This is a genomic window from Terribacillus saccharophilus (assembly GCF_046592895.1).
Lineage (GTDB): Bacteria > Bacillota > Bacilli > Bacillales > Amphibacillaceae > Terribacillus > Terribacillus saccharophilus_D.
In genome coordinates, this window is sequence record NZ_JAWVPU010000002.1 from 123,942 (window position 1) to 147,131 (window position 23,190).

General features: G+C 43.1%; 21 protein-coding genes. 14 read left to right on the forward strand and 7 right to left on the reverse strand.

Annotated elements, in window-relative coordinates; translation table 11 throughout:
• Nucleotides 1-59 precede the first annotated feature (59 nt).
• The 6 genes from SFC66_RS06315 to SFC66_RS06340 all read right to left on the reverse strand — a co-directional run bounded on the left by SFC66_RS06315 (nucleotide 60) and on the right by SFC66_RS06340 (nucleotide 5,338).
• The gene (locus SFC66_RS06315) at nucleotides 60-1,538 is read right to left on the reverse strand and encodes an aldehyde dehydrogenase family protein (protein WP_411217873.1); all 1,479 of its coding nucleotides are present in this window, start codon (nucleotides 1,536-1,538) and stop codon (nucleotides 60-62) included.
• 153 nt (nucleotides 1,539-1,691) lie between these two features.
• Nucleotides 1,692-2,555: an STAS domain-containing protein gene (locus tag SFC66_RS06320; RefSeq protein ID WP_411217874.1), complete on the reverse strand. Its 864-nt coding sequence runs from the start codon at nucleotides 2,553-2,555 to the stop codon at nucleotides 1,692-1,694.
• Between the two features lie 608 nt (nucleotides 2,556-3,163).
• Nucleotides 3,164-3,772 (reverse strand): ABC-2 transporter permease, encoded by a 609-nt coding sequence (locus SFC66_RS06325; RefSeq protein WP_411217875.1) that lies wholly within the window; start codon nucleotides 3,770-3,772, stop codon nucleotides 3,164-3,166.
• Nucleotides 3,765-4,631 carry an ABC transporter ATP-binding protein gene (locus SFC66_RS06330; protein WP_411217876.1) on the reverse strand — a complete coding sequence of 289 codons (867 nt, stop codon included), beginning with the start codon at nucleotides 4,629-4,631 and terminating at the stop codon, nucleotides 3,765-3,767. Before SFC66_RS06330 ends, SFC66_RS06325 begins: the two co-directional genes overlap by 8 nt.
• A gap of 5 nt (nucleotides 4,632-4,636) precedes the next feature.
• Nucleotides 4,637-5,008, reverse strand: a complete 372-nt coding sequence (locus SFC66_RS06335) for a GntR family transcriptional regulator (protein ID WP_411217877.1) — start codon at nucleotides 5,006-5,008, stop codon at nucleotides 4,637-4,639.
• 15 nt (nucleotides 5,009-5,023) lie between these two features.
• On the reverse strand, nucleotides 5,024-5,338 hold the full coding sequence (locus SFC66_RS06340) for a YfzA family protein (RefSeq protein WP_411217878.1): 315 nt from the start codon (nucleotides 5,336-5,338) through the stop codon (nucleotides 5,024-5,026).
• A 631-nt stretch (nucleotides 5,339-5,969) separates the two neighbouring features.
• Between SFC66_RS06340 and SFC66_RS06345 the strand changes: the two genes are divergently transcribed.
• The 12 genes from SFC66_RS06345 (at nucleotide 5,970) to SFC66_RS06400 (ending at nucleotide 20,492) form a co-directional block, all read left to right on the forward strand.
• A complete protein-coding gene (locus tag SFC66_RS06345; RefSeq protein WP_411217879.1) occupies nucleotides 5,970-6,266 on the forward strand; it encodes a WXG100 family type VII secretion target in 297 nt (98 codons plus the stop codon).
• Between the two features lie 150 nt (nucleotides 6,267-6,416).
• Nucleotides 6,417-10,028 carry a type VII secretion protein EsaA gene (gene esaA / locus SFC66_RS06350; protein WP_411217880.1) on the forward strand — a complete coding sequence of 1,204 codons (3,612 nt, stop codon included), beginning with the start codon at nucleotides 6,417-6,419 and terminating at the stop codon, nucleotides 10,026-10,028.
• Nucleotides 10,006-10,500: a type VII secretion protein EssA gene (gene essA, locus SFC66_RS06355; protein ID WP_411217881.1), complete on the forward strand. Its 495-nt coding sequence runs from the start codon at nucleotides 10,006-10,008 to the stop codon at nucleotides 10,498-10,500. The genes esaA and essA overlap by 23 nt, the downstream gene beginning before the upstream one ends.
• 10 nt (nucleotides 10,501-10,510) lie before the next feature.
• Nucleotides 10,511-10,765, forward strand: a complete 255-nt coding sequence (locus tag SFC66_RS06360) for an EsaB/YukD family protein (protein ID WP_411217882.1) — start codon at nucleotides 10,511-10,513, stop codon at nucleotides 10,763-10,765.
• Between the two features lie 37 nt (nucleotides 10,766-10,802).
• Nucleotides 10,803-12,050: a type VII secretion protein EssB gene (essB, locus tag SFC66_RS06365; RefSeq protein ID WP_411217883.1), complete on the forward strand. Its 1,248-nt coding sequence runs from the start codon at nucleotides 10,803-10,805 to the stop codon at nucleotides 12,048-12,050.
• A 39-nt stretch (nucleotides 12,051-12,089) separates the two neighbouring features.
• Nucleotides 12,090-16,520 carry a type VII secretion protein EssC gene (essC, locus tag SFC66_RS06370; RefSeq protein WP_411217884.1) on the forward strand — a complete coding sequence of 1,477 codons (4,431 nt, stop codon included), beginning with the start codon at nucleotides 12,090-12,092 and terminating at the stop codon, nucleotides 16,518-16,520.
• A gap of 53 nt (nucleotides 16,521-16,573) precedes the next feature.
• Complete coding sequence (locus tag SFC66_RS06375) at nucleotides 16,574-16,930, forward strand: hypothetical protein (protein WP_411217885.1); 357 nt, start codon at nucleotides 16,574-16,576, stop codon at nucleotides 16,928-16,930.
• A complete protein-coding gene (locus SFC66_RS06380; RefSeq protein WP_411217886.1) occupies nucleotides 16,930-17,235 on the forward strand; it encodes a WXG100 family type VII secretion target in 306 nt (101 codons plus the stop codon). The genes SFC66_RS06375 and SFC66_RS06380 overlap by 1 nt, the downstream gene beginning before the upstream one ends.
• On the forward strand, nucleotides 17,232-17,942 hold the full coding sequence (locus SFC66_RS06385) for a DUF5081 family protein (protein WP_411217887.1): 711 nt from the start codon (nucleotides 17,232-17,234) through the stop codon (nucleotides 17,940-17,942). The genes SFC66_RS06380 and SFC66_RS06385 overlap by 4 nt, the downstream gene beginning before the upstream one ends.
• Entirely contained in the window at nucleotides 17,939-18,268 is a 330-nt protein-coding gene (locus SFC66_RS06390; protein ID WP_411217888.1) for a hypothetical protein, read from the forward strand. Before SFC66_RS06385 ends, SFC66_RS06390 begins: the two co-directional genes overlap by 4 nt.
• A gap of 3 nt (nucleotides 18,269-18,271) precedes the next feature.
• Nucleotides 18,272-20,020 carry a DNA/RNA non-specific endonuclease gene (locus SFC66_RS06395; protein ID WP_411217889.1) on the forward strand — a complete coding sequence of 583 codons (1,749 nt, stop codon included), beginning with the start codon at nucleotides 18,272-18,274 and terminating at the stop codon, nucleotides 20,018-20,020.
• 16 nt (nucleotides 20,021-20,036) lie between these two features.
• Nucleotides 20,037-20,492, forward strand: a complete 456-nt coding sequence (locus SFC66_RS06400; protein ID WP_411217890.1) for an immunity protein YezG family protein — start codon at nucleotides 20,037-20,039, stop codon at nucleotides 20,490-20,492.
• Between the two features lie 276 nt (nucleotides 20,493-20,768).
• On the opposite strand, the gene SFC66_RS06405 is transcribed toward SFC66_RS06400, so the two are convergent.
• Entirely contained in the window at nucleotides 20,769-21,125 is a 357-nt protein-coding gene (locus SFC66_RS06405) for an SOS response-associated peptidase (RefSeq protein ID WP_411217891.1), read from the reverse strand.
• 106 nt (nucleotides 21,126-21,231) lie between these two features.
• Between SFC66_RS06405 and SFC66_RS06410 the strand changes: the two genes are divergently transcribed.
• Together SFC66_RS06410 and SFC66_RS06415 are read left to right on the forward strand one after the other, a co-directional pair.
• Nucleotides 21,232-22,464 carry an HNH endonuclease gene (locus SFC66_RS06410; protein ID WP_411217892.1) on the forward strand — a complete coding sequence of 411 codons (1,233 nt, stop codon included), beginning with the start codon at nucleotides 21,232-21,234 and terminating at the stop codon, nucleotides 22,462-22,464.
• Complete coding sequence (locus SFC66_RS06415) at nucleotides 22,461-22,949, forward strand: SMI1/KNR4 family protein (RefSeq protein ID WP_411217893.1); 489 nt, start codon at nucleotides 22,461-22,463, stop codon at nucleotides 22,947-22,949. Before SFC66_RS06410 ends, SFC66_RS06415 begins: the two co-directional genes overlap by 4 nt.
• The last annotated feature ends 241 nt before the right edge of the window (nucleotides 22,950-23,190 follow it).

The window sequence follows — 23,190 nt, forward strand, 5'->3', positions numbered from 1 at the left end:
AAGTTATGTTTACCAGAGCAAAAAGCAGTGCAACCGAGCGGAAGCACTGCTTTAATGGTTCATTCCGGAATATAAGGCAAATCCAATACCTTAGGCATATTGATGACATGCGTTTCCGAATAAGCGAGCAAACCTTCTTTACCATATTCCCGTCCTATGCCGGATTGCTTCACCCCGCCGAAAGGAAAACGGACATCGAGCCCTTGGATGGCAGCCGTATTGATCATCGTCGTACCTGCTTGTATATGTTTTGCTACTTCTATGGCGTGTTCCTCTTTGCCCCATACAGAACTTGTCAGACCGTAAATGCTATTATTGGCAAGCTGAATTGCATGCTTGTCGTCTTTGAATGGAAGTATTGGTACAGTGGGACCAAATTGTTCCTGTGACACAATCGGATCGTCATAATCTGCGCCAAGCACAAGGGTAGGCTGCATAAAATAGCCTTGCTTGTATAATTCCTCATCCATCACTTTTCCAAGTTTGATGACTTCCGCGCCTTTTTGCTTACTATCATCTATCAGACTTTGGACAAATTCCATTTGCTTTTTATTGTTGACGGGACCTATCGTGACGTTTTTATCGAATGGGTCTCCGACTCTGATCCATTTATCGGCAGCTTCCCGGTATTTTTCAACGAACTGATCAAAAATCGATTCATGTACATAGACACGTTTGGCAATCATACAGATCTGACCAGCTGTCAGGAAGTTCGAAACGACAATTCGGCGCATGGCCTTCTCATCATGTACATTAAAATCATCCAGTACAACTGCTGCATCATTGCCGCCAAGTTCCAGCGTCATATGCTTGATTGTATCGGCTGCTGCTTTCATGATATGTTTGGCCGTTTCCGTTCCGCCTGTGAAAGCGATCTTGGCTACTTTCGGATTGGATGTGAGTTCGACACCAACCTCGGCTTCGCCATGCACAAAATTCAAAACACCGGGAGGGAATTCATCCGCAATCAGCTCCGTTACTTTACTGACAGCAAGCGGGGCCAGCGGACTTGGTTTCAGCACCATCGTATTACCTGCCAGCAAAGCGGGGGCTATTTTGATGGTCGAAAGGGAAATGGGATAGTTCCAAGGAGAGATGGCCGTGACGACACCAACTGCATCCCGGGCGATAATCGTCTTGCCGCCGTTATGTTCATGTACTTCATTCTTAAGGACGTCGCCAATATTATCACATGCGAATTCCATCCACATCAGGGAAACAGCAATTTCCCCTTCGGCATCATACAATGCTTTACCGTGCTCACGCGTCAGCAGCGCTGCTATTTCTGGAGTTTTATCCTTGATGTTCTGGATAGCACGCCTCATGCGATCGATTCGATCTTCAAAAGAAGTCTCGCGCCAAGTTGTAAAAGCTGCATCGGCTGCATCGATTGCTTGGACTGTTTCTGCTCTCGTATTCAGTGGTGCATAGCCGACGATTTCATCTGGGTTAGCAGGGTTCTCGCGAGGGGCTTGCTTTTCTGATTTGTGTTTCTTACCATTGATGATGCTATCGATGATTATAGGTTCAGTTGACATGGGATTTTCCTCCGTTCTGGTAATTATCCTTTATAATCTGCCCCAATAACAAAGTGAGTATGAGTAGTTCAAGCAATTTTTGAGAAGTAGGAGAGAAGAAGAGATTTACATAAGAAGGAGGAAGTAAGCCGTAAAAAAAAGAGCTGATCGTAATCAGCCCTTTTTACCAGTGTTGTCCAATTTGCCATATCCTAATTGATGCAATGAATTCTTTAAGTTCGACGAAGTGGTGAGCGATTTGAAATTCAAGCCGAGCGATACCATCGTTTGCGCTATTTCTGGACGGATACCCGTGATGATTGTTTCAATCCCACTGAGCTTAAGCGATTGCACAATTTGATAGATCTGATCTGCCACCATAGTATCAATCATCACCACACCAGAAACATCCAACACGAGTTGATTCAGCTCCAAGGCATTGCCTTGAGTTAACGCCGTTTCCATGATCAGCTGGGCCCGGTGCGTATCGATGTCACCTACAATGGGTATGACAGCCAAACCTTCAAAAATAGGAACGACTGGTACCGAAAGCTCCTCCAGCGCACTATAGGCGATATTCATCATCTTCCTGTTATGATTCTCAAATTGTTTCCCGATTTCAAAGCTGACTAACTCCAGCATCGGATCTATGATCTTCGACACATCCAGCATCGTGATCGGAGCAAAATGACGCTCCTCCAGCTCTTCCGTAAATACATCCCAAATAACACTCCGGAAGCCGGATACATATTGCAGCGTGGCAGTCAAAGAAGTATTCATTTCAGTAGCGGATTTACCGGCTTTAGCCCCCCAGCAAAGAAACTTCTCCCTTACTTCGTCTTCTTTATCCTCTGCAAAAAGAATAGCACCGATATTGAACACAAGTTCCGCATTGAACTCGGATAATTCTTCTTTCGGGAGAGATAGGATACGAAGCTCTTGGTTCAATTTCGAATCGAGGTTTGATAGGACGGATTCGGCGATAATGTCCTTATTCTTTTGTATTTTCTTCCCTATATATCTCAATTCGTCTTTCATTTTTGCTGTCCCCTTTTAATGTGCTACTTATATAGTAATTCAAGAGAAAACGGAATGGAAGTTAAAAGTGGTATAAGTGATACTTCTTTTGAAGACTTCTCATTGCCAATTGTATGCATTTTGAGTGCATTAGAAAATCTATACCTACAAGTATCAGCTTTAGAACAAATTTATAGTCAGAAGAACTAAAATTTTAATGAACCTATGGGTTGGAATCAAAGTGAGGATTAAGATAAGAAGAAAATAAAAAAGCTGAACAAGTAAGAACCTAAAGAAATGTTGAGATTATTCATGTTGAAAACATTAAATCTGGTCACAGAAATGAAAGGGTCTTGTAGAATGTCAGTATTAAAAAGGTGCTTAAATGGTGGAGGTAGGGAGTGTTGGATGAAAAACACTAAAATTACTATCGATCGATGGAGGAGGACACGGTATTGATTATCCCCAACCAACAGTCAAGGGTTTAGGGTTTAACAAAGTAGAATCCAAAATACAGGCTGGAGATGTATGAAAGGAATAAGATGAATGAATTACTCATGCTAAAAGATACTTATATTGAAAAAAGCGTATCCGAGTGCTAACCGGAATACGCTTTACCATAATTAAAACTAAAAAGCTTTACGCTGATAAATGAAGGTAGTGACACCCCAAGAAATGGCGTAGATAACAATGCCAAGGAGGAGGGCGCTCGTATAGAAAATCGGTACCGATAGATTAAGGATGAAATCTGTTACGGATGTAAGTTTTCCCCCTAAATAAGTCACAATAGGGGGAGCGATGCCAGCTAAAATCAAGAAGCTGACTAAGGCAAATGGGGCACTATAACCAGGTTTTAGGATATAAGTCAAAGGCAGATAAAACGACAATAACAATAAAGCTAAGCTGCTGCCAATAGTGATGTCTGTGATAGAAAAAGGTTTGTTGAATATATACAGTAAGATACTCGTGACTATGGTAGAGAAAATTATGGAAACAATTGTCCCAAGAAAGCGGGATGTAATAATTTCAGTGCGAGTATAAGGCAGCGAATTCAATAGAATATTAGTCTCTGGTTTTTCATCGTAAGCAATCATATTAACTGGTACTAGTATACTGGCAAGCAGAAATATAAAATATGCATCATGTCTTCCTAATAGAACAAAAAATATAACCATTAGTGCATATATCAATATTTGCCATTTTTGTATGATGTAGTCACGCTTGATCAGATTAAACATGCTGTACACCGCCTTTCAAATGATACATAATGTCCTCAAGTGTGGCTCTTTCAATCATAACGTTATCTCCAAAGGTACTTTCCACAGCATGCACATCTTCCGTCAATGCTTCAAAACCTGTTGATAAACGGTTTACATGCAAGAAAGCTTTCTCTGTATCACGATCAAGAAACTCTGTTTTTCCTTTAACGAGCGCATAATTTTCCATTATATCATGAATGGAACTGTTAAATACTAATTCGCCGCGGTTTATGAAGGCGATGTAATCTGCGATGCGGTTCAGATCTGTGGTGATATGTGTGGAGAAGAAGATGGTACGGTTGCCGTCCAGCATCAATTCCTGCAGAACCCCAAGCAGTTCGCGTCTGAAAATAGGATCCAATCCTGCAGTCGGCTCATCCATGATAATTAGTTCGGCATGATGGGACAAAGCGATTGCCAAGGCAGCTTTCATTTGCATACCTTTGGAGAAACTTTTAATCGGTTTGTTAAGCGGGAGCTCAAATTGCTCCACATATTGAGAAAATAGAGCGTTATCCCAATGTTTATATGCTGGTGCCACAATTCTCTTTATATCTTTTAAATTCAGTCCTTCAAAATAGACGTTAGCGTCGTAAACAAACCCGATTCGTTCCTTGATCGCTTTCTCATCTGACTTATAGTCCAAGCCGAATATCTTCACTTCACCAGCATCCGGCTGCAGCAGATTCATCATCATCTTGATCGTCGTCGACTTACCAGCACCATTTCCACCGATAAATCCGTGCACGAAGCCACGCTTGATATTCAGATTGATATTTTTAACAGAGAAATCTTTGAAATTCTTCGACACATTATTAAATTCGATTACGTTCTCCACATGTCTCACTCCTCATATAAGATTGTTACTAGCTGCTGCAAGTCATCAAGTGATAAACCAATTTCCCGGCTATTAGCGATGACAGCACTCAGCTGCTCTTCAATCACTTTGAGTTTTTTCTCTTTGATGAACTCCAAATCTTGTTCTGCAACAAAGGACCCTTTGCCAACAATGGAGTAAATGAATCCGGCCTTCTCCAGTTCTTCATAAGCTCGTTTCGTCGTTATGACGCTGATCTGTAAATCCTGCGCGAGCTTGCGCATGGAAGGGATAGCAGCACCCTCCGGCAGTTCGCCTGATAAAATGGAGGATTTAATTTGATTGGTAATCTGCTCATAAATCGGCTCCTTTGAATTGTTCGAGATAATGATTTGCATGTGATCCCTCTTATTCTATTTTTTGGAGAATAGTACTGCGATGACATCTGCAATGGTCGTAATCACCAGTGCAGTGATGTGAATGAACATAGCCATATTAAAAAATGGATACGAATAAGGCGTGAACCATTCCGTAAAAAGCTCCCAATCTAAAATACTTCTGAACATTCTGGGAAAGAAATCATTACTATCGTTAATATTCGGTTCCCAGACCGTACCATCGACCAGAAAGAAGATTACTTGTACAAGAAGGAATATACCAATGGAGATGATCCAACTCCTTTTCAGATTGAAGGATTTTGCTTTATCCATGCTAGTCAACTTATTCATTTCTCCTTTCTCCTTTCATCGTGATATGTTCAAAGAAAATATTGTGTATGTAATATGTATACAATATATACAAAAGGAGAAAAGGATGCAACCATTTTTGTTAAAAAAAGGAGCAAGAAGAGAGGTCCTTACCCGAAAACACCGAACAGAGATTTGTCAGATAGTTGAATGTAAGCCTGGTAACATACTAGAATATGAATCCTCTGCTTGGAATTGTTCTATACATTGAAATTCATCAGGTTTCCAATGATGATGATTTTAGTTTTGGTCTGAAGCTGAGATTTCCTGAAATTGCTAAGTGGAATCTTTCTTTACAAAATCTTAACCTTACAAAAATCGCTTTATCATTGGATTTATCTCTAATTCAAGCTAATTCGCTACCTTTCAGCAAATAACCTCAAATTTCCATATTATAAGACTTTTATAATAGTGCAAAATTATTCCGTTTCCAAATGCGGGACATATTCCTGGATGAGTTCAGGACTTATATCTTAATTTTTGGAAATCCTTTCAACCTCCGTTGACTTTGATTTTTACATTCTTTAGGATTTACTTGAGAAGGTTACGGGTATACATTTACTGGAAGACATGAAACCTTCTGTAAAAATAAACAATTTGAGGAGATGAGTACATGTCCGGACAAATCCGCATGACCCCCGAGGAATTAAAATCAAGAGCAGAAACGTATGGTCAGAGTGCAGAGCAAATCAATGATATTCTTAGAACTTTAACTACTTTGCAGGATCAGATTGCTGCTGAGTGGGAAGGTCAAGCATTCGTTCGTTTCGATGAGCAGTTTGATGCGTTGAAGCCAAAAGTAACTGAATTCTCCCAGCTAATGGATGATATCAAGCGTCAGTTGATTAGCACTGCAGATGCTGTAAGAGATCAAGACGAAGCACTTTCACAAAATTTCGGTTTCAGATAAGCACCTAGTTTGGCTGCTTTTTGTCCGAGGTAATCAGTTGGGCTGCATGACGCATATGTTATGCAGCCCAATTACTTTGAATGCACTCGTGAAAAAACCTTCTCGCAACAACATCAAAGCTAACTGGAGGCACCAGGAGTTGAGAATATATTGAAGAAATTTGATAAAAGATGGATATTGTTTCTTGTATTGATTGTGCTGCTGGCATCTGGGTTGTCTTACTTGACATTGCATCAAGAAACAACCAAGACGGCCGAACAGCCCAAGACAGAATTAATGTCAATCGCACTTGTAAACGAAGATGACGGGGCCACCTTTAATGGAAATGATTTATCCTTTGGGGACGCTTTTGTCAATTCGGTGGATGACAATGACAGCAATGATTGGTTCGTAGTAAGTCGCGGAGTTGCAGAAAACGGCTTGAAGAATAATACATATGACATGATGATTGTAATTCCGAACGACTTCTCCGAAAAATCATTAAATATAACTTCAGAAGCACCAGAACAAGTTTTGCTTGATTACAAGATCAACGCATCGGAAAATCCGCAGCTGAAAGAGCAGGCGGAAAAGACAGCTAGTAATGTTCTGAACGACTTCAACCGAAGAATCATTGATGTTTACTTTGCCAGCATTATCGGCAACTTGCAGAATGCGCAAGACAGCATCGGTCAAATGGTCAATCGTCAGGCTGTTTATACGAATTCTTACACATCGAATGTGTATCAACCGTTATCTGGTTATACAGATCAATTCGGAGCTGTACGTGAAGGCACCGAAACATCAAAAGACAGCTTCAGCAGTTTTGAAGACCTTCTAAACTCTTATGAAGAGCAGCTGGTAGAGGAAACACAAGGCGGACAGAATTTCGTCACTGAACTGGATCGATTGATGCAGCTGAAGGAAGGCAACGCAGAAAATCTAGCAAACTTCCAAGAGCAGATGAACTCCTATGGTGAAAATTTAACCGCAGCCGATGTCGAACAGCAGCTTGAACAGCTGTCAGCGACGAATGAAGCAATCAATCAGCAGTTCGCAGCACAACAGGAAAATACTGCGCAATCGATCATGCGCGAACCTGCTGTAGCACGGAACACACCAGGAACACTTAACACTGCTACGATTTACTCAGGCTCTGTAAACCTGGAGCAGCAGATTGAAACAGCGGCTGAGCGTGTTGCCGCAATCCAGGAAGATATCGATAACTATCTGTCAGAGAGCGACGAAGCGTTCCGAGCTAAAGTGAGAGATAGAATCAGAGCAACGATCGGTGAAGGAACAGCGGATGAATCCAACGTTGATATCATCAATATGCTGATGGATAATCCGAATCGAGCGGCTATGAATAAAATCAATGACGCAATTCGGGAATTGCCATCGACGGATTTGGAAGACTTTGAAAATCTTGGTTTGGACAATGATACGAAAAATGAGATTGTCAATGTAATAAATACAACAAAAGCTTATAAAAACGCGTTAAATCAGAATGCAGGCAACAATTCAAATTCATCTGTCCCATTAAAAGATGTGTTCGACAGACTGGATGATAGCCTAGTCACCGATGGGCTGCAAGTATCAGATACAGTAAAAATCCCGGAAAATAAAAAAGACGGCCAAATTTTCCGTCTGCAATATCCAGAAGGATTCACGCCGACATATGTAGGGATCAAGCTTCCAAATGAAGAGGAAAAAGATTACACGAGCCCAGTCTTATCAAACGGCGAAGTGAAGCTGCCACCTAATAAAGCAGGGGAGTTTTCGGTAAATCTTATCCTGAAAAAAGAAAGAGGCGCTGCATTTGACGTATTCAAACCAGTCGAGTGGAGCTGGTCATTGGAACAAAAGGATATCGATGATGTGGATAAGCCGGATGACCTTGCCTTTGCTCCGACGTCAGGCAATGTGCTGGCCAGCCTTAACATCGTAAATGATGGGGACAAGCAGCCGTCTGATGAGAAACAGGATGACGAGCTAACATCAGAGGATGATACGGAAGCACCTAACCCTGATCAAGACCAAGAAGCAGATAAAGAAGACAGCGTTCCGGGTGAAGGTAAGGAACAAGGCGAGGATAAAGCCGACAACCCTTCCTCGCAGCCAGGAAATGAACCAGGCAATGATGATACGGATAAAGGCAATGAAGAGAAGCCAGATCTGCCTGGTGATGAAGACAAACCAGAAAATGATGACGGCAATTCCGATGATAAAGAAGAACCTGGACAAGAAAAACCTGAAGAAGACGAAGAAAAACCAGAAGAGCCAGAGAAATTGTATATCAAGGATAATATGATCGAGCATACCATCAGTACACCTGCAGCTGATCTTGGAGGCACAACCGAGTTGCTCGTTCAAGCAGCCGCAGATTCTCTCTCGGATTACAATAAGCTTGGCGCACTGTACGAAAACTATTTCGGCTTCGGAATGGGGGAGGATTTCCCTGCGGATCTTAACGGAAATAACATCTTAAGTTATGCAAAAGAAGATTCCCTATATCACTTGTTCAATCAAAAAGACGTCAAGGAAGTATTAGTAACTTATATGACGGACCAAATGGCCGGCAGTGCAGCCGAACAGCTGCAAGCGCCGGCAGAAAACTTCCGTTCACAGGTTGCTGCTTATCAAGAACAGCTGCAGCAGCTGATGGCAAACGCTGATACATTAACAGATAGAGTAGCTGCGACCAATGAACAGGCAGCCGTACTAAATGATAGTGTCAGCGAGACAATTGATAATGTCACCGCTTGGCGTGACGGAATGGTGGCACTGCTTGAGGGACAGACAGAAATTCAGACCAATGCACAGGGCGAACAGCAAGCTGTGCTTACGCTAGGCGATGAATTCCAGCCGCTGCTGATGTCCAGTCAATCATTGGCTGAACAAGCTTCAAGCAATATGAATACAGCTGATCAAGTATATGACACGTTTGATCGTATCAACACACAAGCAAGCACAATCGAAGAAAGCGGTACGAACTTAGTGAGTGATGCCGAACAGCTGGCTTCCGATCTGACAGACAAGCTATCGGATGACCAAAGCTTTACGCAGAATTTCACAGAGGTCCTGCAAAACAGCCGTGTTGGGGACAGACAGAATGAGAATCTGTATGAATTCCTTTCCAATCCGGTACAGACAAGCAACGAAGGAACCATCACTGCGCAAAGTGAGACAGTCTTTACACCTTACTACCTTGTGCTGATCAGTTTCATCGTAGTGCTGTTTACCGCTTATGTGATTTCGACACTGCATATGAAGCGCAGGCAAGATGATCAATTCGCTTCCGAAGATTCACTGATGACAGCGAATGCACCAATCACAATCATCACAGCAGGACTTGGCCTTCTTGAAGGCATTGTCATCGGTATCGTATCAAGCTATTACTTGCCGATCGATAATTTGAACAAACTTCTATTGACAGCTGTCATGGCATTGCTGATTGCAGGTATGCTGTTAGTCGCTACGTATTTGCTGAGACAGGCGAAAATGATCGGGATGTTCATATTGCTGGCCGTATTCGGTGTGTATCTGTTCTTCACCGATGCAATCGGATCCGCAAGCACTGCTTTCCCGACAATTGAACGATTTTCGCCGCTGCAGTATATGGAGACATTCATGATGAACATCGTGGAAGGATCTGTAAACTACACAGTAGCAATCTTCATCTTAGTCATTGCCGCTTTAGCCGGTGCACTGCTAAACCTGCTCGTCATCAACCGAGCGGATAAAGGAGTAGATGAAGCCGATGACCAAACTGAAACTGGTTAATCTGGCGTTCCTATTCACCCTAATACTGCTGATACTTCTCCCCGGAGAGGTATCAGCAGCTATTCATTCCAGTGAAGAAAGTGAACGCGGCAGTCTGGAACTGCAAATTGATCGAATACAAGGCAAAGACCGACAAACAGACAATCGTGAAACAGAAAAAGAAAAAGTCTACCCTGATTTGTTTGAAGCGGAAACGTCAGAAGAACTTCAGCAAAAAGCTGCAAACAAGCGGGAAGAACTCAACAGTCTGCAAGATGAGGTATTTACACTCGATATTGATAAAAGTACGCAAATGCAGGAAGTACAGGACAAACTGTTTACACCGGATTATGAATCGGAGGCAGCTTCTGCACAGCAGGCTGACAATACAGAAGAGGAAGAATCCAGTAAAGTGGTACTCGGGTTCCTGATTGGTACAGCTCTTGTTTTATGTGTCGGGATGTACATGCTGATGCGGAAATTATTAGATTAGGAGAAGTACAATGGCGAATACGAATCATGTGAATGTCACGATGGATTTTCGGCAAGTCAGCGGGGAAGATGCACTTTATGACTTGCGTATTCCAACTCAATTAACAGTGAAACAGCTGCTACATCATGTCACGGATACTTTGCATATCAAGCCAAATCAGTTACATTACGCAATCAAGGTGATGACCAAGCATCTTGTCCTGGCAGATGATGACTATCTAAGAGATTATCCAGTCACAGACGGCGATGTACTTGTCGTATTATAAAAATTGTCTGTACTGATTATGAAGGAGCCAGCCAAACATGAATGAAAAAAAGATAGAATTGGATTCTGCTGCTTTTGTATTTCAGCAGGAAAAACAAACAACACGCATTACCATACCCAAATCACAAACTGCCGTCACCGATGTCCGGCAGCTTGAGTTCATGCATCAGTCCTCCGATTTTTTTGCACCTTTAGCGGTACAAGAAGAAGAGGACAATTTTGCGTTTAGCTATACCCTTCGATCCGGCCACAAAAAATGGTCCGATGCCCAGAAAATGAGCCAGCATGATAAACTTCGCATTTTAAGCAATCTTGGGAAGCTGGAGTCATTTCTCACCAGCCGGATCACGTTTTTCCTTCATCCTGACAATCTTGTATTTGACGAAAATCTGCTGCCGCAGGTCATCCATCGCGGTATCCGGAAAGTCGTGCCCCCATTCGACATTCAGTCAGAAACATTCCTAAAACAATATAAGTGTATGAGCATCGCCATGTTCTCTAAAAAATACAACTTTGATCAGCTTTACCATGGAGCGCTGGAAAAAGCCAATGAGTCAGAGTTCGAGAAAACTGTCCAGCAGGCAGAGTCCATCGAAGCATTACGGCAATTCCTCCACAAGAGCTACGAAGAAAAGCAAAAAAGCGCAGATAAAACATTGAGCTTCGTACCGACAAAGCGTTTCCGCCTGTTCAAGCGGCTGGCCATCATCATGATGGTGCTAAGCATCTTGCTGGCAGCTCCGCTTGTTTATTTTGCTTTGGTCAAAGGGCCGTTTCAGGATAAGCAGATCGAAGCGTTCGGCGAGTTCCTTGGCGATGATTATAATGACACCATCTCCACGTTAGCGGATGTTGATGCAGAAAATCTGCCTATTCAGACTAAATATGCCTTGGCAACTGCTTATATCGAAGTGGAAGCTTTATCTGATGAAGAAAAAGAATCGATTTTAAAAAATGTGACACTCAACAGCGATGAGGATTATTTGCTGTATTGGATATATAATGGCCGCGGGGAATTTGATGCTGCCTTGGATAAAGCCAAGTTCATCGATGACCCGCAGCTGATAATCTACGGACTCATCAAAAAAATCGAACAGGTCAAAAACAATCCGGACCTATCTGGATCAGATCGCGATAAGCAAGTAGGAGAATTGCAAAGTGAGCTGGATAACTTATTGGAAGAATACAATCTGGATCCGCTTGGCGAACAAGAAGAGTCCGGGCAGCCGGCTGAAGAAGGAACGGAAGAACAGCCGCCAGCTGAAGAGCAAGAAGAAAACCAATGACAATCAGCGGACGGTTGAGCGACAGAGAGGAAGAGAAAGATGGGGCATAAATTACTGCTTATTGCATATCAAGATAATCTGCATAAATGCCAGTTGACGGCACATTCCAGCCGCCAGCTGACCATCGGTAATGAGCGGAAGCATCACGTAACGTTACCGGCGCTCTCCGATATGATCGAACTGGAATGGGACGGAAATAAGCTAACGTATCAAGCAGAGGAGATAACAACTGAAAAACAAATAGGTGATGTGAAGCTGTATCTGCTTGCAGAAGCATCTCGAGTATTTGATATTGCTGGTAAGAGAAGCGTTACTTTTGGAGCTGCTGCTTACAATGACGTAAGCAAGTCCGGATGGAAAGCTGACTTTGTTTTTTATCAAAAAGAGAATGCATCCGGCTTTTTGCTGCAGCTGCAAACAGGGGATGTTTTTCACAATTATCAGCTTTTACAGAATGATATCGAGGTGCAGGCAGGCGATGTCTTATTTGTGGACGGCATGCTGCTGACCTGTCATGGCGAGACGGTCGAACTATCAGCCAATGGCGAGATTCAATCATCCTTACCGGAAATATTCGGTCAAGTAAAGCCATACAGCGGTGAATATCCGGATTATCATCGTTCGCCTAGGATCATCTACCGGGAGCCGGAAGAAAAGAAAACGATTGCCAAGCCAGCCAATAAGCCAACCAAACCGAGTGAACAATTGGCTAGGAATATTGTGCCGCCGCTCGTCATGATTGCGGCGCTGGTACTTATTTCCCTGATTCAGCCGCGCGGTATCTTTATCATCGTCATGCTCGTGGCTACTGTCACAACGATCATATTCTCCATCACTTCTTATGTGAAAAATGTCAGGAAATACAAAGCGGACATGAAACATCGAACGACAACGTTTAAAGCTTACTTGAAGCGCAAGACAAAAGAGTTGTACCAGGCGAGTGAAGAACAGCGCCATGCATTGCATTATCATTATCCTGATGTGCAAGAAATAGCGACCATGGCGGCTGCCACCGAAGCGCGTATCTATGAAAAAACCATGTATCATCATGATTTCCTGAATTTCCGGACAGGGCTTGGACGAGTGGATACAAGCTTTGAAATTTCTTTCAATGAAGAAGAATTCACACAGGATCAAGATGAGCTCGTGGATGAAGCCAGGGAGCTGCTCGATCAGTTCAAGGAATTGCACGATGTGCCCGTGATCACGTCCCTGGGTAAAGGACCTGTCGGTTATATCGGGCAGCGCAAATTGGTGCTCGAGCAGCTGCAATTGCTCGTCATGCAGTTATCCCTGTTTCATAGTTACCATGACTTGCAGTTTGTCACCATCTTCCCGGAAGAAGAGAAAAAAGAGTGGGACTGGATGCGCTGGCTGCCGCATGCAAGCGTCAGAGACATAAACGTACGCGGTTTCGTCTACCATGAACGCTCCCGTGACCAGGTGCTGCACAGCATGTACCAAGTATTGAAGGAACGTAAACAGATGGTGGATGAGAAGAAGAATAAGAAGGAAAAGATCTATTTCTCTCCGCATTATGTCGTGCTGATCACCGATGAGAAATTAGTGCTGGATCACACGATCATGGAGTTCTTCAACGAAGATCCAAGTGAATACGGCGTATCGCTCGTATTCGTCCAAGATGTGCTGCGGGCGTTGCCTGAACATGTGAAAACGGTCATCGATATCCGTGACAGCAATGAAGGGAAAATCATCTTGGAAGAAGGCGAATTGGTCAACAAAGCTTTCAAGCCAGATCATTATCCAAAAGATTTCAATAAAGAAGCTGTTTCCAGGGCGCTTGCTCCGCTGAATCATTTGCAGAATCTGAAAAATTCCATTCCGGAGCAAGTAACCTTCCTGGAAATGTACGGCGTGGAAAAAGTGGAAGAGCTGGCAATCGAAAGACGCTGGAAAGTAAACGAAACGTATAAAACCTTAGCTGTTCCGCTCGGGCTGCGCGGGAAAGAAGACATCGTTCAGCTGAATCTGCATGAAAAAGCGCACGGGCCGCATGGTCTGGTCGCTGGTACGACAGGTTCGGGTAAGTCTGAGATCATTCAGTCTTATATATTATCTCTCGCTGTGAATTTTCATCCTTATGAAGTTGCGTTCCTTCTGATTGACTATAAAGGCGGGGGAATGGCCAATCTGTTCAACAAGCTGCCGCATTTGATGGGAACAATCACCAACTTGGACAAAGCCCAATCGATGCGGGCGCTTGCTTCCATCAAAGCAGAGCTTCAAAAAAGACAGCGTATGTTCGGGAAATATGAAGTCAATCATATCAATCAATATCAAAAATTGTTCAAGCAAGGCAAAGTGGATGAACCGATGCCACATTTGTTCCTGATTTCCGATGAATTTGCCGAGTTGAAATCTGAGCAGCCCGACTTTATGAAAGAATTGGTATCGACAGCGCGTATCGGTCGTTCACTCGGTATTCATTTGATTCTGGCTACACAAAAACCGAGCGGTGTCGTGGATGATCAGATTTGGTCCAACTCCAAATTCAAGCTGGCGCTGAAAGTGCAAAATGCCAGCGATTCCAACGAAATCATCAAAACGCCGGATGCGGCTGAAATCACGCTGCCGGGCCGGGCGTATCTGCAAGTCGGCAACAATGAAATTTATGAACTATTCCAAAGTGCGTGGAGCGGAGCCGATTATATACCGGACAAGGATAATGAAGATCATATCGATTTGACCATCTATGCAATAAATGAATTAGGGCAATATGACATCCTGACGGAAGATCTGAGCGGTCTGAACCAAAGGGAGACGATCGAGAAAATTCCTTCTGAGTTGGATGCGATCATCGACCATATTGCGGATTATACCGAGAAGCAGACGATTGAACCACTGGCGCGCCCATGGCTGCCGCCGCTTCCGGAGAAGCTGTACGGACCAGAACTGCACCCGGTCGATTTCAAAACCGCTTGGCAGGAGCCGAAGCAGCCGCTTGAGCCGATGATCGGATTGCTTGACCAGCCTGAGCTGCAGCAGCAAGTCCCGCTGACGTTGAATATGTCCAAGCATGGGCACATCGCGGTTTTCTCAAGTCCGGGTTACGGCAAATCGACATTTTTACAAACCGTTGTCATGGACTTGGTCAGACAGCATAACCCAGAACATCTGCATGTATACTTGCTCGACTTTGGCACGAATGGCTTGCTGCCGATGAAGAACCTGCCGCATGTGGCCGATACTTTCCTTGTCGATCAAACCGAAAAGGTTGGCAAACTGATGCGTATGCTCTCAGGACTCATGAAACAGCGTAAGCAAATGCTGAGCCGTTATGGTGTGGCAAGCATCGGTTTATATGAAAGAGCCAGCGGGGAAACAGTGCCGAATATCTGTCTTGTGATCGATAACTATGATGCTGTCAGAGACAGCGACTTTAAAGATGATTTTGAAAAAGTCATCACCCAGGCTGCCCGGGAAGGTGCCAGCATCGGTATTCACCTGATCATCAGTGCCGGCCGTCAAAGCGCCATGCGCGTGCCGTTGCTATCAAATATCAAAACGCAGATTGCGCTGTATCTGATTGAACAAAACGAGGCAAGATCCATCGTCGGCCGTACGGACATCGAGGCAGAGGAATTACCAGGACGAGGCCTCATCAAACTCGAGGATCCGGCATTATTCCAAACGATGCTTCCGGAACGGGGAGAAGAAGCGCTTGCGATACTCGACAACATCCAAGCAACCGCAAAAGCGATGCAGGATGCGTGGGATGGTGACTATCCTGATTCCATCCCAATGATGCCAGAAGGCGTCGTCGACTTCCAGGAATTCAAAGAACAGCGCCGCACCAAACGCATCGTGGAAGAGAACAAAGTTCCGCTCGGACTGGATTTCGAAGAAGTATTGCCTGTTGCCTTTAACCCGTCCCAGCACGGCCACCTGACTGTCGTCAGCGACAGGAAAGACGGGCTGGTGCGCATGATGAAGTCGGTTGCGAAGAATATCAGCTTGCTGAAAGACACACATCAGACACTGATAATTGACACTGGCGATAAGGAACTCGAATCTATTGGCGACAGCTTGCACACGTATGTATCCGAAGATGTCGGCATAGCGGCTATGAAGAATGATATCATCGACGAAATCAAACAGCGGCATAGCAATAACGAAGCCGCATCCAAATGGCTCATTCTGATAGCAGACTTACCTGATTTCATCAAGCGTGCAGGCCTGACCTTGGATGAGGTAACGTACATGATCGAACGAGGCGCCAAGACAGGCATTCACTTCATCATCTGCAGTGAGTACAGTTATCTTGGCATCAGTTACGAACAAATTCCGAAATATCTGCGAAACCAAGCAACTTTCGGACTCGTCGGCATGCGCCTGGGAGACCAGGATATCTTCAAACAGCCGTACATTCGTCAGGAAAAGTATCCGGGAGCATATGAATGTTATGTTGCCATGGATCACAATCATGTGAAGGTGAAAATTCCTGATTAAGGAAGCAGCTCTTGCTTAGTGCACAGTTAGGGTGAATTAAAGGGGGAAAGGAAATGAGCATATTTTCAAAGGCAATGGATTTTCTTCACTACTCAGAGAATGAGCGAAAAAGAGATCAATACGAAAAACTGTATAAAAAACTGGAAGATAAAAAAGCGGAGCATGACAGGCTGATACAGGAAGCAGAAGACACATTTTCAGCTTATAAAAGCAGCATGCCTTGTGTGCCTGAGGATTCCATGCCTTTCCATGACTTCCTGCCGGCGCAAGAGCGGCTGGATAGTGAGTTTTCAGATTATATCGAGGATGAAAGAGAGTATCGGAGTAAGCTTGATGCAGCCAGCAGCCAGGCATACGAACGCTATCTATATTACAACCAAAAAGCAATAGATGAAGATAAGGAGGATTGATGATGGCAGAAGATGTTGTAATCAATCAGGATGAGTTGGATATTGCGATAGAGTCAGCGAACACGCTGAAAGATACAGTCGACAATACGTATGAGCAAGGCCAGGACTTGCTGTCGCTTGTCCAAGGCTCACAGTGGAAAGGGAAGTCGCGTGATAGTTTTTTGGCTTACCTGGAGCTGCTGCTGCAATATCACGCTGAATTGAAGGACGCTGCCCAGTTGCAGAAGAAGGCATTGGAAAATATCCAAGGCTATCAAAATGACTTCTCCAATGACAGTTTGGTGAGGGAAGTGAAAAGTCTATGAATCAGCAGGAAACCGATACCTTTCACGTGACCGAATTATACTTGCTGGCAGCAGCATTCGATGCAGAAGCTCTGTTTGGACTGCCTGACAAAAAAATATATCAGATTCAAGGGGAGGAACCGTGGCGAAAGGCGCACGAACAGCTGATCCAAAAAGGTATTTTCACAGCAGACGGTAAACTGACAAATCCGGGAGCTGCCATCATTAAAACATTATACGAATACTTTTTCAGCCGTAAGTATGTGCGTATCAACAACCTGATGTTTGCCTTCCGGGAAAAGAAGGCAGATGATGTCATCATCCTCGCAGAAACAAACGAGGGCATTTCTTACAGACTGTATGTGATGGCCAAGCCGCTCGTTCTGAAGCTGCTGGGCGAAAAGCTGCCGCTAGTAAACAGGGAACCTCTAGCAGACGAAAAAGACTTCCTGCAAAGAGAACTCCCGGAAACCGAAAAAGACATCATCAACGAGCTGGATACAAACGAGAACATGGTGAACATCGAGCTGTTTCATCCGTGGGTAAAACCGTCCATTGCTCGTAATGCCAATTATTATCAGCAATGGCTTGCGCTTTCTGCAGATGAGAAACTGGTCACGATTGATACATACCAAAAGAAATACTACCATACGAGCCAATATTGGTTCATGAAGTTACTATTTGATGCACTCGACTTTCCATATCGCCCAAAGGAGGTAAGTAAATGAACGTATCCCAAGGCGGAGGCGGCTCGACAGGCAGCATCAATGTAAATCCATCCGAAATAACCAGCATTTACAAAGCGCTGCTTTCGATTATGACAGACCTGGAAACCACAGCACTTCCAGCAATTGAAACAATAAAGGAAGCAAGCTTTTATACCGAAGGGAAAGCGATGAAAGCAATGGACGTATACCCGGATGCAAATGAGAAATTCAAGGAGCTGCAGGATCATTACGCCACGATTTCTTCATTGATCTACTTCACACTGGAAAAAATGGTGGAAACAGACCAAGATATTGCATTACAAATCGCCAAAGAATTGGGGGTGTAGCGGTTGGATGTAAATTACCGCAATCAACAATGGGAGAATACGAGAAAAACGATTCGTACTTTCCTCGAGTTAGGTCAATGGGGAAAAGGCGGCGTCGATACGCTGAAACATGTCACCAGGAATTTAGAAGACGCCAGCAATGATGTCGATCGTCACGATCCAGACGGTGTTGTATCCTTTTCCTATCAAAAAGATGAAGATAAATACCAGCGGCTGTATGAGGATTATCTAGTATTGGAAGAGTACACCGATAAAGTCGGCAATTTAATAGAAAAGAATATAGACCAGCCGTTTTATGAAGATATCGATCAGTTCGTACAAACGATACGGGACGCTTCCATCTCGAACCACACAACCAAAAATCATATCGGGGCAGTCGAGGTTCATTCCGTCCCTTATGGTTATGGAGAATATTCTACTTATGAAACAGAGAAGAAGGAAATCAATATTGATGATATACTAAGTGGAGACAACTATTTTGCCGACCAGGTCAAGACATCCTTTGAACAATGGAAAGCAGAAAACCCGGACGAAGACATCAGCGAGGAAGATTTCCGGCAAGCATCGGTCAATACGCGCGCTTTTGAGTATGAATCGATTGAAGATGACCAGATGACGATGGAATTCTGGATCGGTATTGCATCAGCCGTTGTGATCATCGGCGCCACCATCATCTTCCCGCCAGCTGGTGTCATACTCGGAGGTATATACGCAACAACCGAACTGGCCAGTGCCGCTTCCGGCAAAGACATATTCTCCAAACGGGAGCTAAGCACAACCGAACGCTGGACCCGCGGACTTCTAGCACCGCTTGATCTCGTAGGCGGAGGGAAAGCTGCGAAAAGTCTAGCCGGAACCGCCAGCAAAGCAACCAAAGGTGCCGTCACTGGAAATAAACTCGATAATGCCGCCATCAACGCCGCAAAATCTAGTCAAGCTACCAAACAGACACCTAAAGTCAAAGAACTAATCGAAACCACCACCCAACACGCATCCAGCCGTATGAGAAGCCTGAGCCGGAGCTTTACAAATTCGAAAGACGTGATAAAAGCGAGGCTCGGTGAAGAAGCGATCAAAGCCGCGCAAAAGGGCGATGAAGCTATTGCGCGTATGTTGAATATGTTCCCACAGCAGAATCTTGCAGGGAATAATGGCATGGCTCTTGCATCTCCTGTTCAGTTTAATAAACTGGAAGAGGGAACGAGAAGAGTTGTTGATGGGGCTGGGTTGAGTGGTAAGGGTGCTGGCAGACTCTCAACTGACATAACTGATTCAAAAACATTTGTGGAGAGGGGACAACACTTTACAAATGGTAGAAGAAACAGGTTGAAGCCTAATATCAGGTATCAAACCGGTGAGTATGATTACTTTTATGAAACAGACGGTGCAGGAAGAATTGTTAAATTTGAAACAGATAACTTGCAACTAACTACCAGAGAAAAACGACTCTCACATAGTAGAAATACCCTCGGTAAAATAAAGGGTAAGGATCATGCTGGTCATTTGGCAGCTGACCAATTTGGTGGCTCACCTAAAGTTGATAATTTGGTTTCGCAGTTATCAGATGTTAACTTGAAAAAATATAAGAAAATTGAAGATAAATGGGCTACAGCTTTAAAAGAAATACCACCAAAAGAAGTAAAAGTTAAGGTAGATATTATATACTCTGAAAAAGATATGCGACCAGGTCGATTTATAGTTAATTACACTATTGACGGTAAACCGGGTAGTGCAAAATTTAAAAATTTATAAGGGGAGTTGAATTAGTATGGATATATTTGAGGAAAAATTCAGTGAATTGCAAGCTGACATGATATCTATATGCTTGGAATATGTAGATAATAGAGCGGATAAAGTATATGTTTATGCTTCATGTGAGGGGGATATGATATCTAGTAGTTTCTATTATCTAATTAACAATATATATGTAGAGTGTCACAAGGTTAATAGTGCTTTAGAAGAACGAGAAGAGAAATATGATGTATCTTCAGAGCGAATGTTTCAGGTATTACAAATTTTGAATGAAGATATTGAAGAGATTGAGATATTATGTAAAGATCATAAAAAGGAAATGCCAACAGAGATGAAATTAATATACGACGTAGGGAGTGGCAATTTCAAAGCTGAATATAGCTACGAACTCATACACACTAATGAAGATATTAAAACAGCTGATGACTTTGCAGATGAGTGGTTTGAACAGATAAAGAATAATAGCCTATAATAGTGGCTATAGGGAAATGATTTGTCTCATTATAATCCATGTAGAGAAGGAAATACAGATGTCTTAAAAAGTACTTGTTGCTAAACAACAAGTACTTTTTTACTTTATTACTAGGTATGAACTGCTACACGGTCGTTAGGATTTATTGTTCAGGAATTGTAATCACCTGATAGTAGCGGATAAGGAATTTAACAAGGATAAGTAATGCACGTTAAAATATTAAGATCAAAACAAATAACTTGATTTACAGCTGTCATAAAGCGCTATTTGCTTTTTTTATTTAGACAACGGATTAAACAAATCCGCCCCATTCCTCGGAGAATTAACCAATTCAGATACCGGATAAGCCGTCAATTCCTCCGCATACGGAACCAACAATCGCTGCAATTTATTAGTATCTCTTTGTCCGCCGCGACCAAGCCATTGCTCTTGAGCGGTTTCTGGCAAAATAACCGACATGCGGTTGTGTATTTGCTTCATGAAGTTGTTTGCTTCGGTTGTGATGATGGTGCAGGTATAGACGGGTTTGCCGTCGTCATCATGCCATTTTTCCCAGAGGCTGGCGAAGGCGAAGGGGGTTTTGTCTTGGCGCTGGATGCGCATGGGCTGTTTTTTGCCGTTTCGGTTTTCCATTCGTAGAAGCTGTGGTCTGGGATGAGGCCGCACTTTTTCAGGAACGGTTTCCTAAAGTTGCGGTTAAGCTCTCGCTTTTGAGTATGAATCGATTGAAGACAATCAGATGACTGTGGAATTTTGGATCAATGTTGCAGCAGCTGTAGTAATCATCGGCGCAGGAGCTATCTTCCCGCCAGCTGGTGTCATACTCGGCGGTATATACGCAACAACCGAACTGGCCAGTGCCGCTTCCGGCAAAGACATATTCTCCAAACGGGAGCTAAGCACAACCGAACGCTGGACCCGCGGACTTCTAGCACCGCTTGATCTCGTAGGCGGAGGGAAAGCTGCGAAAAGTCTAGCCGGAACCGCCAGCAAAGCAACCAAAGGTGCCGTCACTGGAAATAAACTCGATAATGCCGCCATCGACGCCGTAAAATCAAGTCAAACTACCAAACAGACACCTAAAGTCAAAGAACTAATCGAAACCACCACCAAACACGCATCCAGCCGTATGAGAAGCCTGAGCCGGAGCTTTACAAATACGAAAGACGTGATAAAAAATAGACTGGGTGAAGAAGCGATCAAAGCCGCGCAAAAGGGCGATGAGGCTATTTCGCGTATGTTGAATATGTTCCCACAGCAGAATCTTGCAGGGAATAATGGCATGGCGCTTGCATCTCCTGTTCAGTTTAATAAACTGGAAGAAGGGACTAGGAGAGTTGTTGATGGGGCTGGGTTGAGTGGTAAGGGTACGGGTAATATTCACCGTTCTGAAATTGATGAAGTAATAAAAAAAGATTATGATTCACATGGAAACTTGGTAAATAGATCTATTGTTCCAAAAGGTTACGATAGTGTCGAAGACTTTTTAAAGGTTGTTGACGATGCAACGATAAAGGAATTTGGTTACGACAGTATTGAGGAATTTAAGGCGGTAGTGGGACATGTGGATGACTATTTGAATGCTTCACCTAAGAATAATATAGTTAATAAAGGTTTAGCGGGAGGAAAACACGTGAAAGGCGTAGATTATGATGTTTTAGGTTTTCCGATTTTTAAAGGAGACGATGTAAAGTTCTCAATGAAATTAGAGAAGAACTTATTCAAGGCAACTGATGACACTCAATTTAAAGAATGTACAAAATTATTAAAAGAAGCGATTGATCAAGGAAAATTATCTAAAGAATTATTCACTCCAAAACAACTTAGGGATATTGAAAATGGGGAAGCTAGAATAAAAGGTTTGACATGGCATCATCATCAAGTACCTGGTAAGATGCAACTTGTAATATCTAAAACGCATAAAGTCAATCATTTAGGTGGGAATAAATTATGGGGAGATGGTATTAGATGAGTAATGTAAAATGGAGATCATGGGATGAACCAGTGACTAAAAAAGAAGTAGAGAATGTTGAAGAAACATTAGGAGTGAAATTCCCCTTAGATTATATTGAAGTTGCAATGAACTTCAATGGTGCACATGTTAGCCCTGAATTATTTCGAGTTGAAGGAAAAAATAAGGTCTTCGGAACATTATTAACATATGACAATGAAGACGATGAGCACATTGTAGAAGTCTTTAATGATTACAAGGATACTCTTCCAGAGAAAATAGTACCTTTTGCATTTGACCCTGCAGGAAATTTAATATGTTTCGATTACAAAGAGCATGAAGAAAATCCAATTGTTGTTTTTTGGGAACATGAGAACGCTGGTGAAAAAGAAATGCTAATGGAAGATGAAGGGTTAACCAAAGAACAGGCAGAGGAACGTGCAAGAGAAAATGTGTTTTACGTTGCAGCAACATTCTCGGAATTCCTGGATAAGTTACACGACTAAATACGTCAAAAGTAAGTTATACATCTTAACATATCGGGTTAATAGAGCACTGGATTGCGTTGGTGCTCTTTTGTTTGTATTTAAGTGTGCCTAAGCGAATGTGAAAATATCTGTATTGATAAACCAGCATTACGTTCCGACAAAGTGAGGATAGACTGTTTCCGTTTGTGAGTGTAATAAAGATTAAAAGCATTGTTATGCTACAGCAGATATTGCTAAAAGGTATTCTATAGGACCTCCT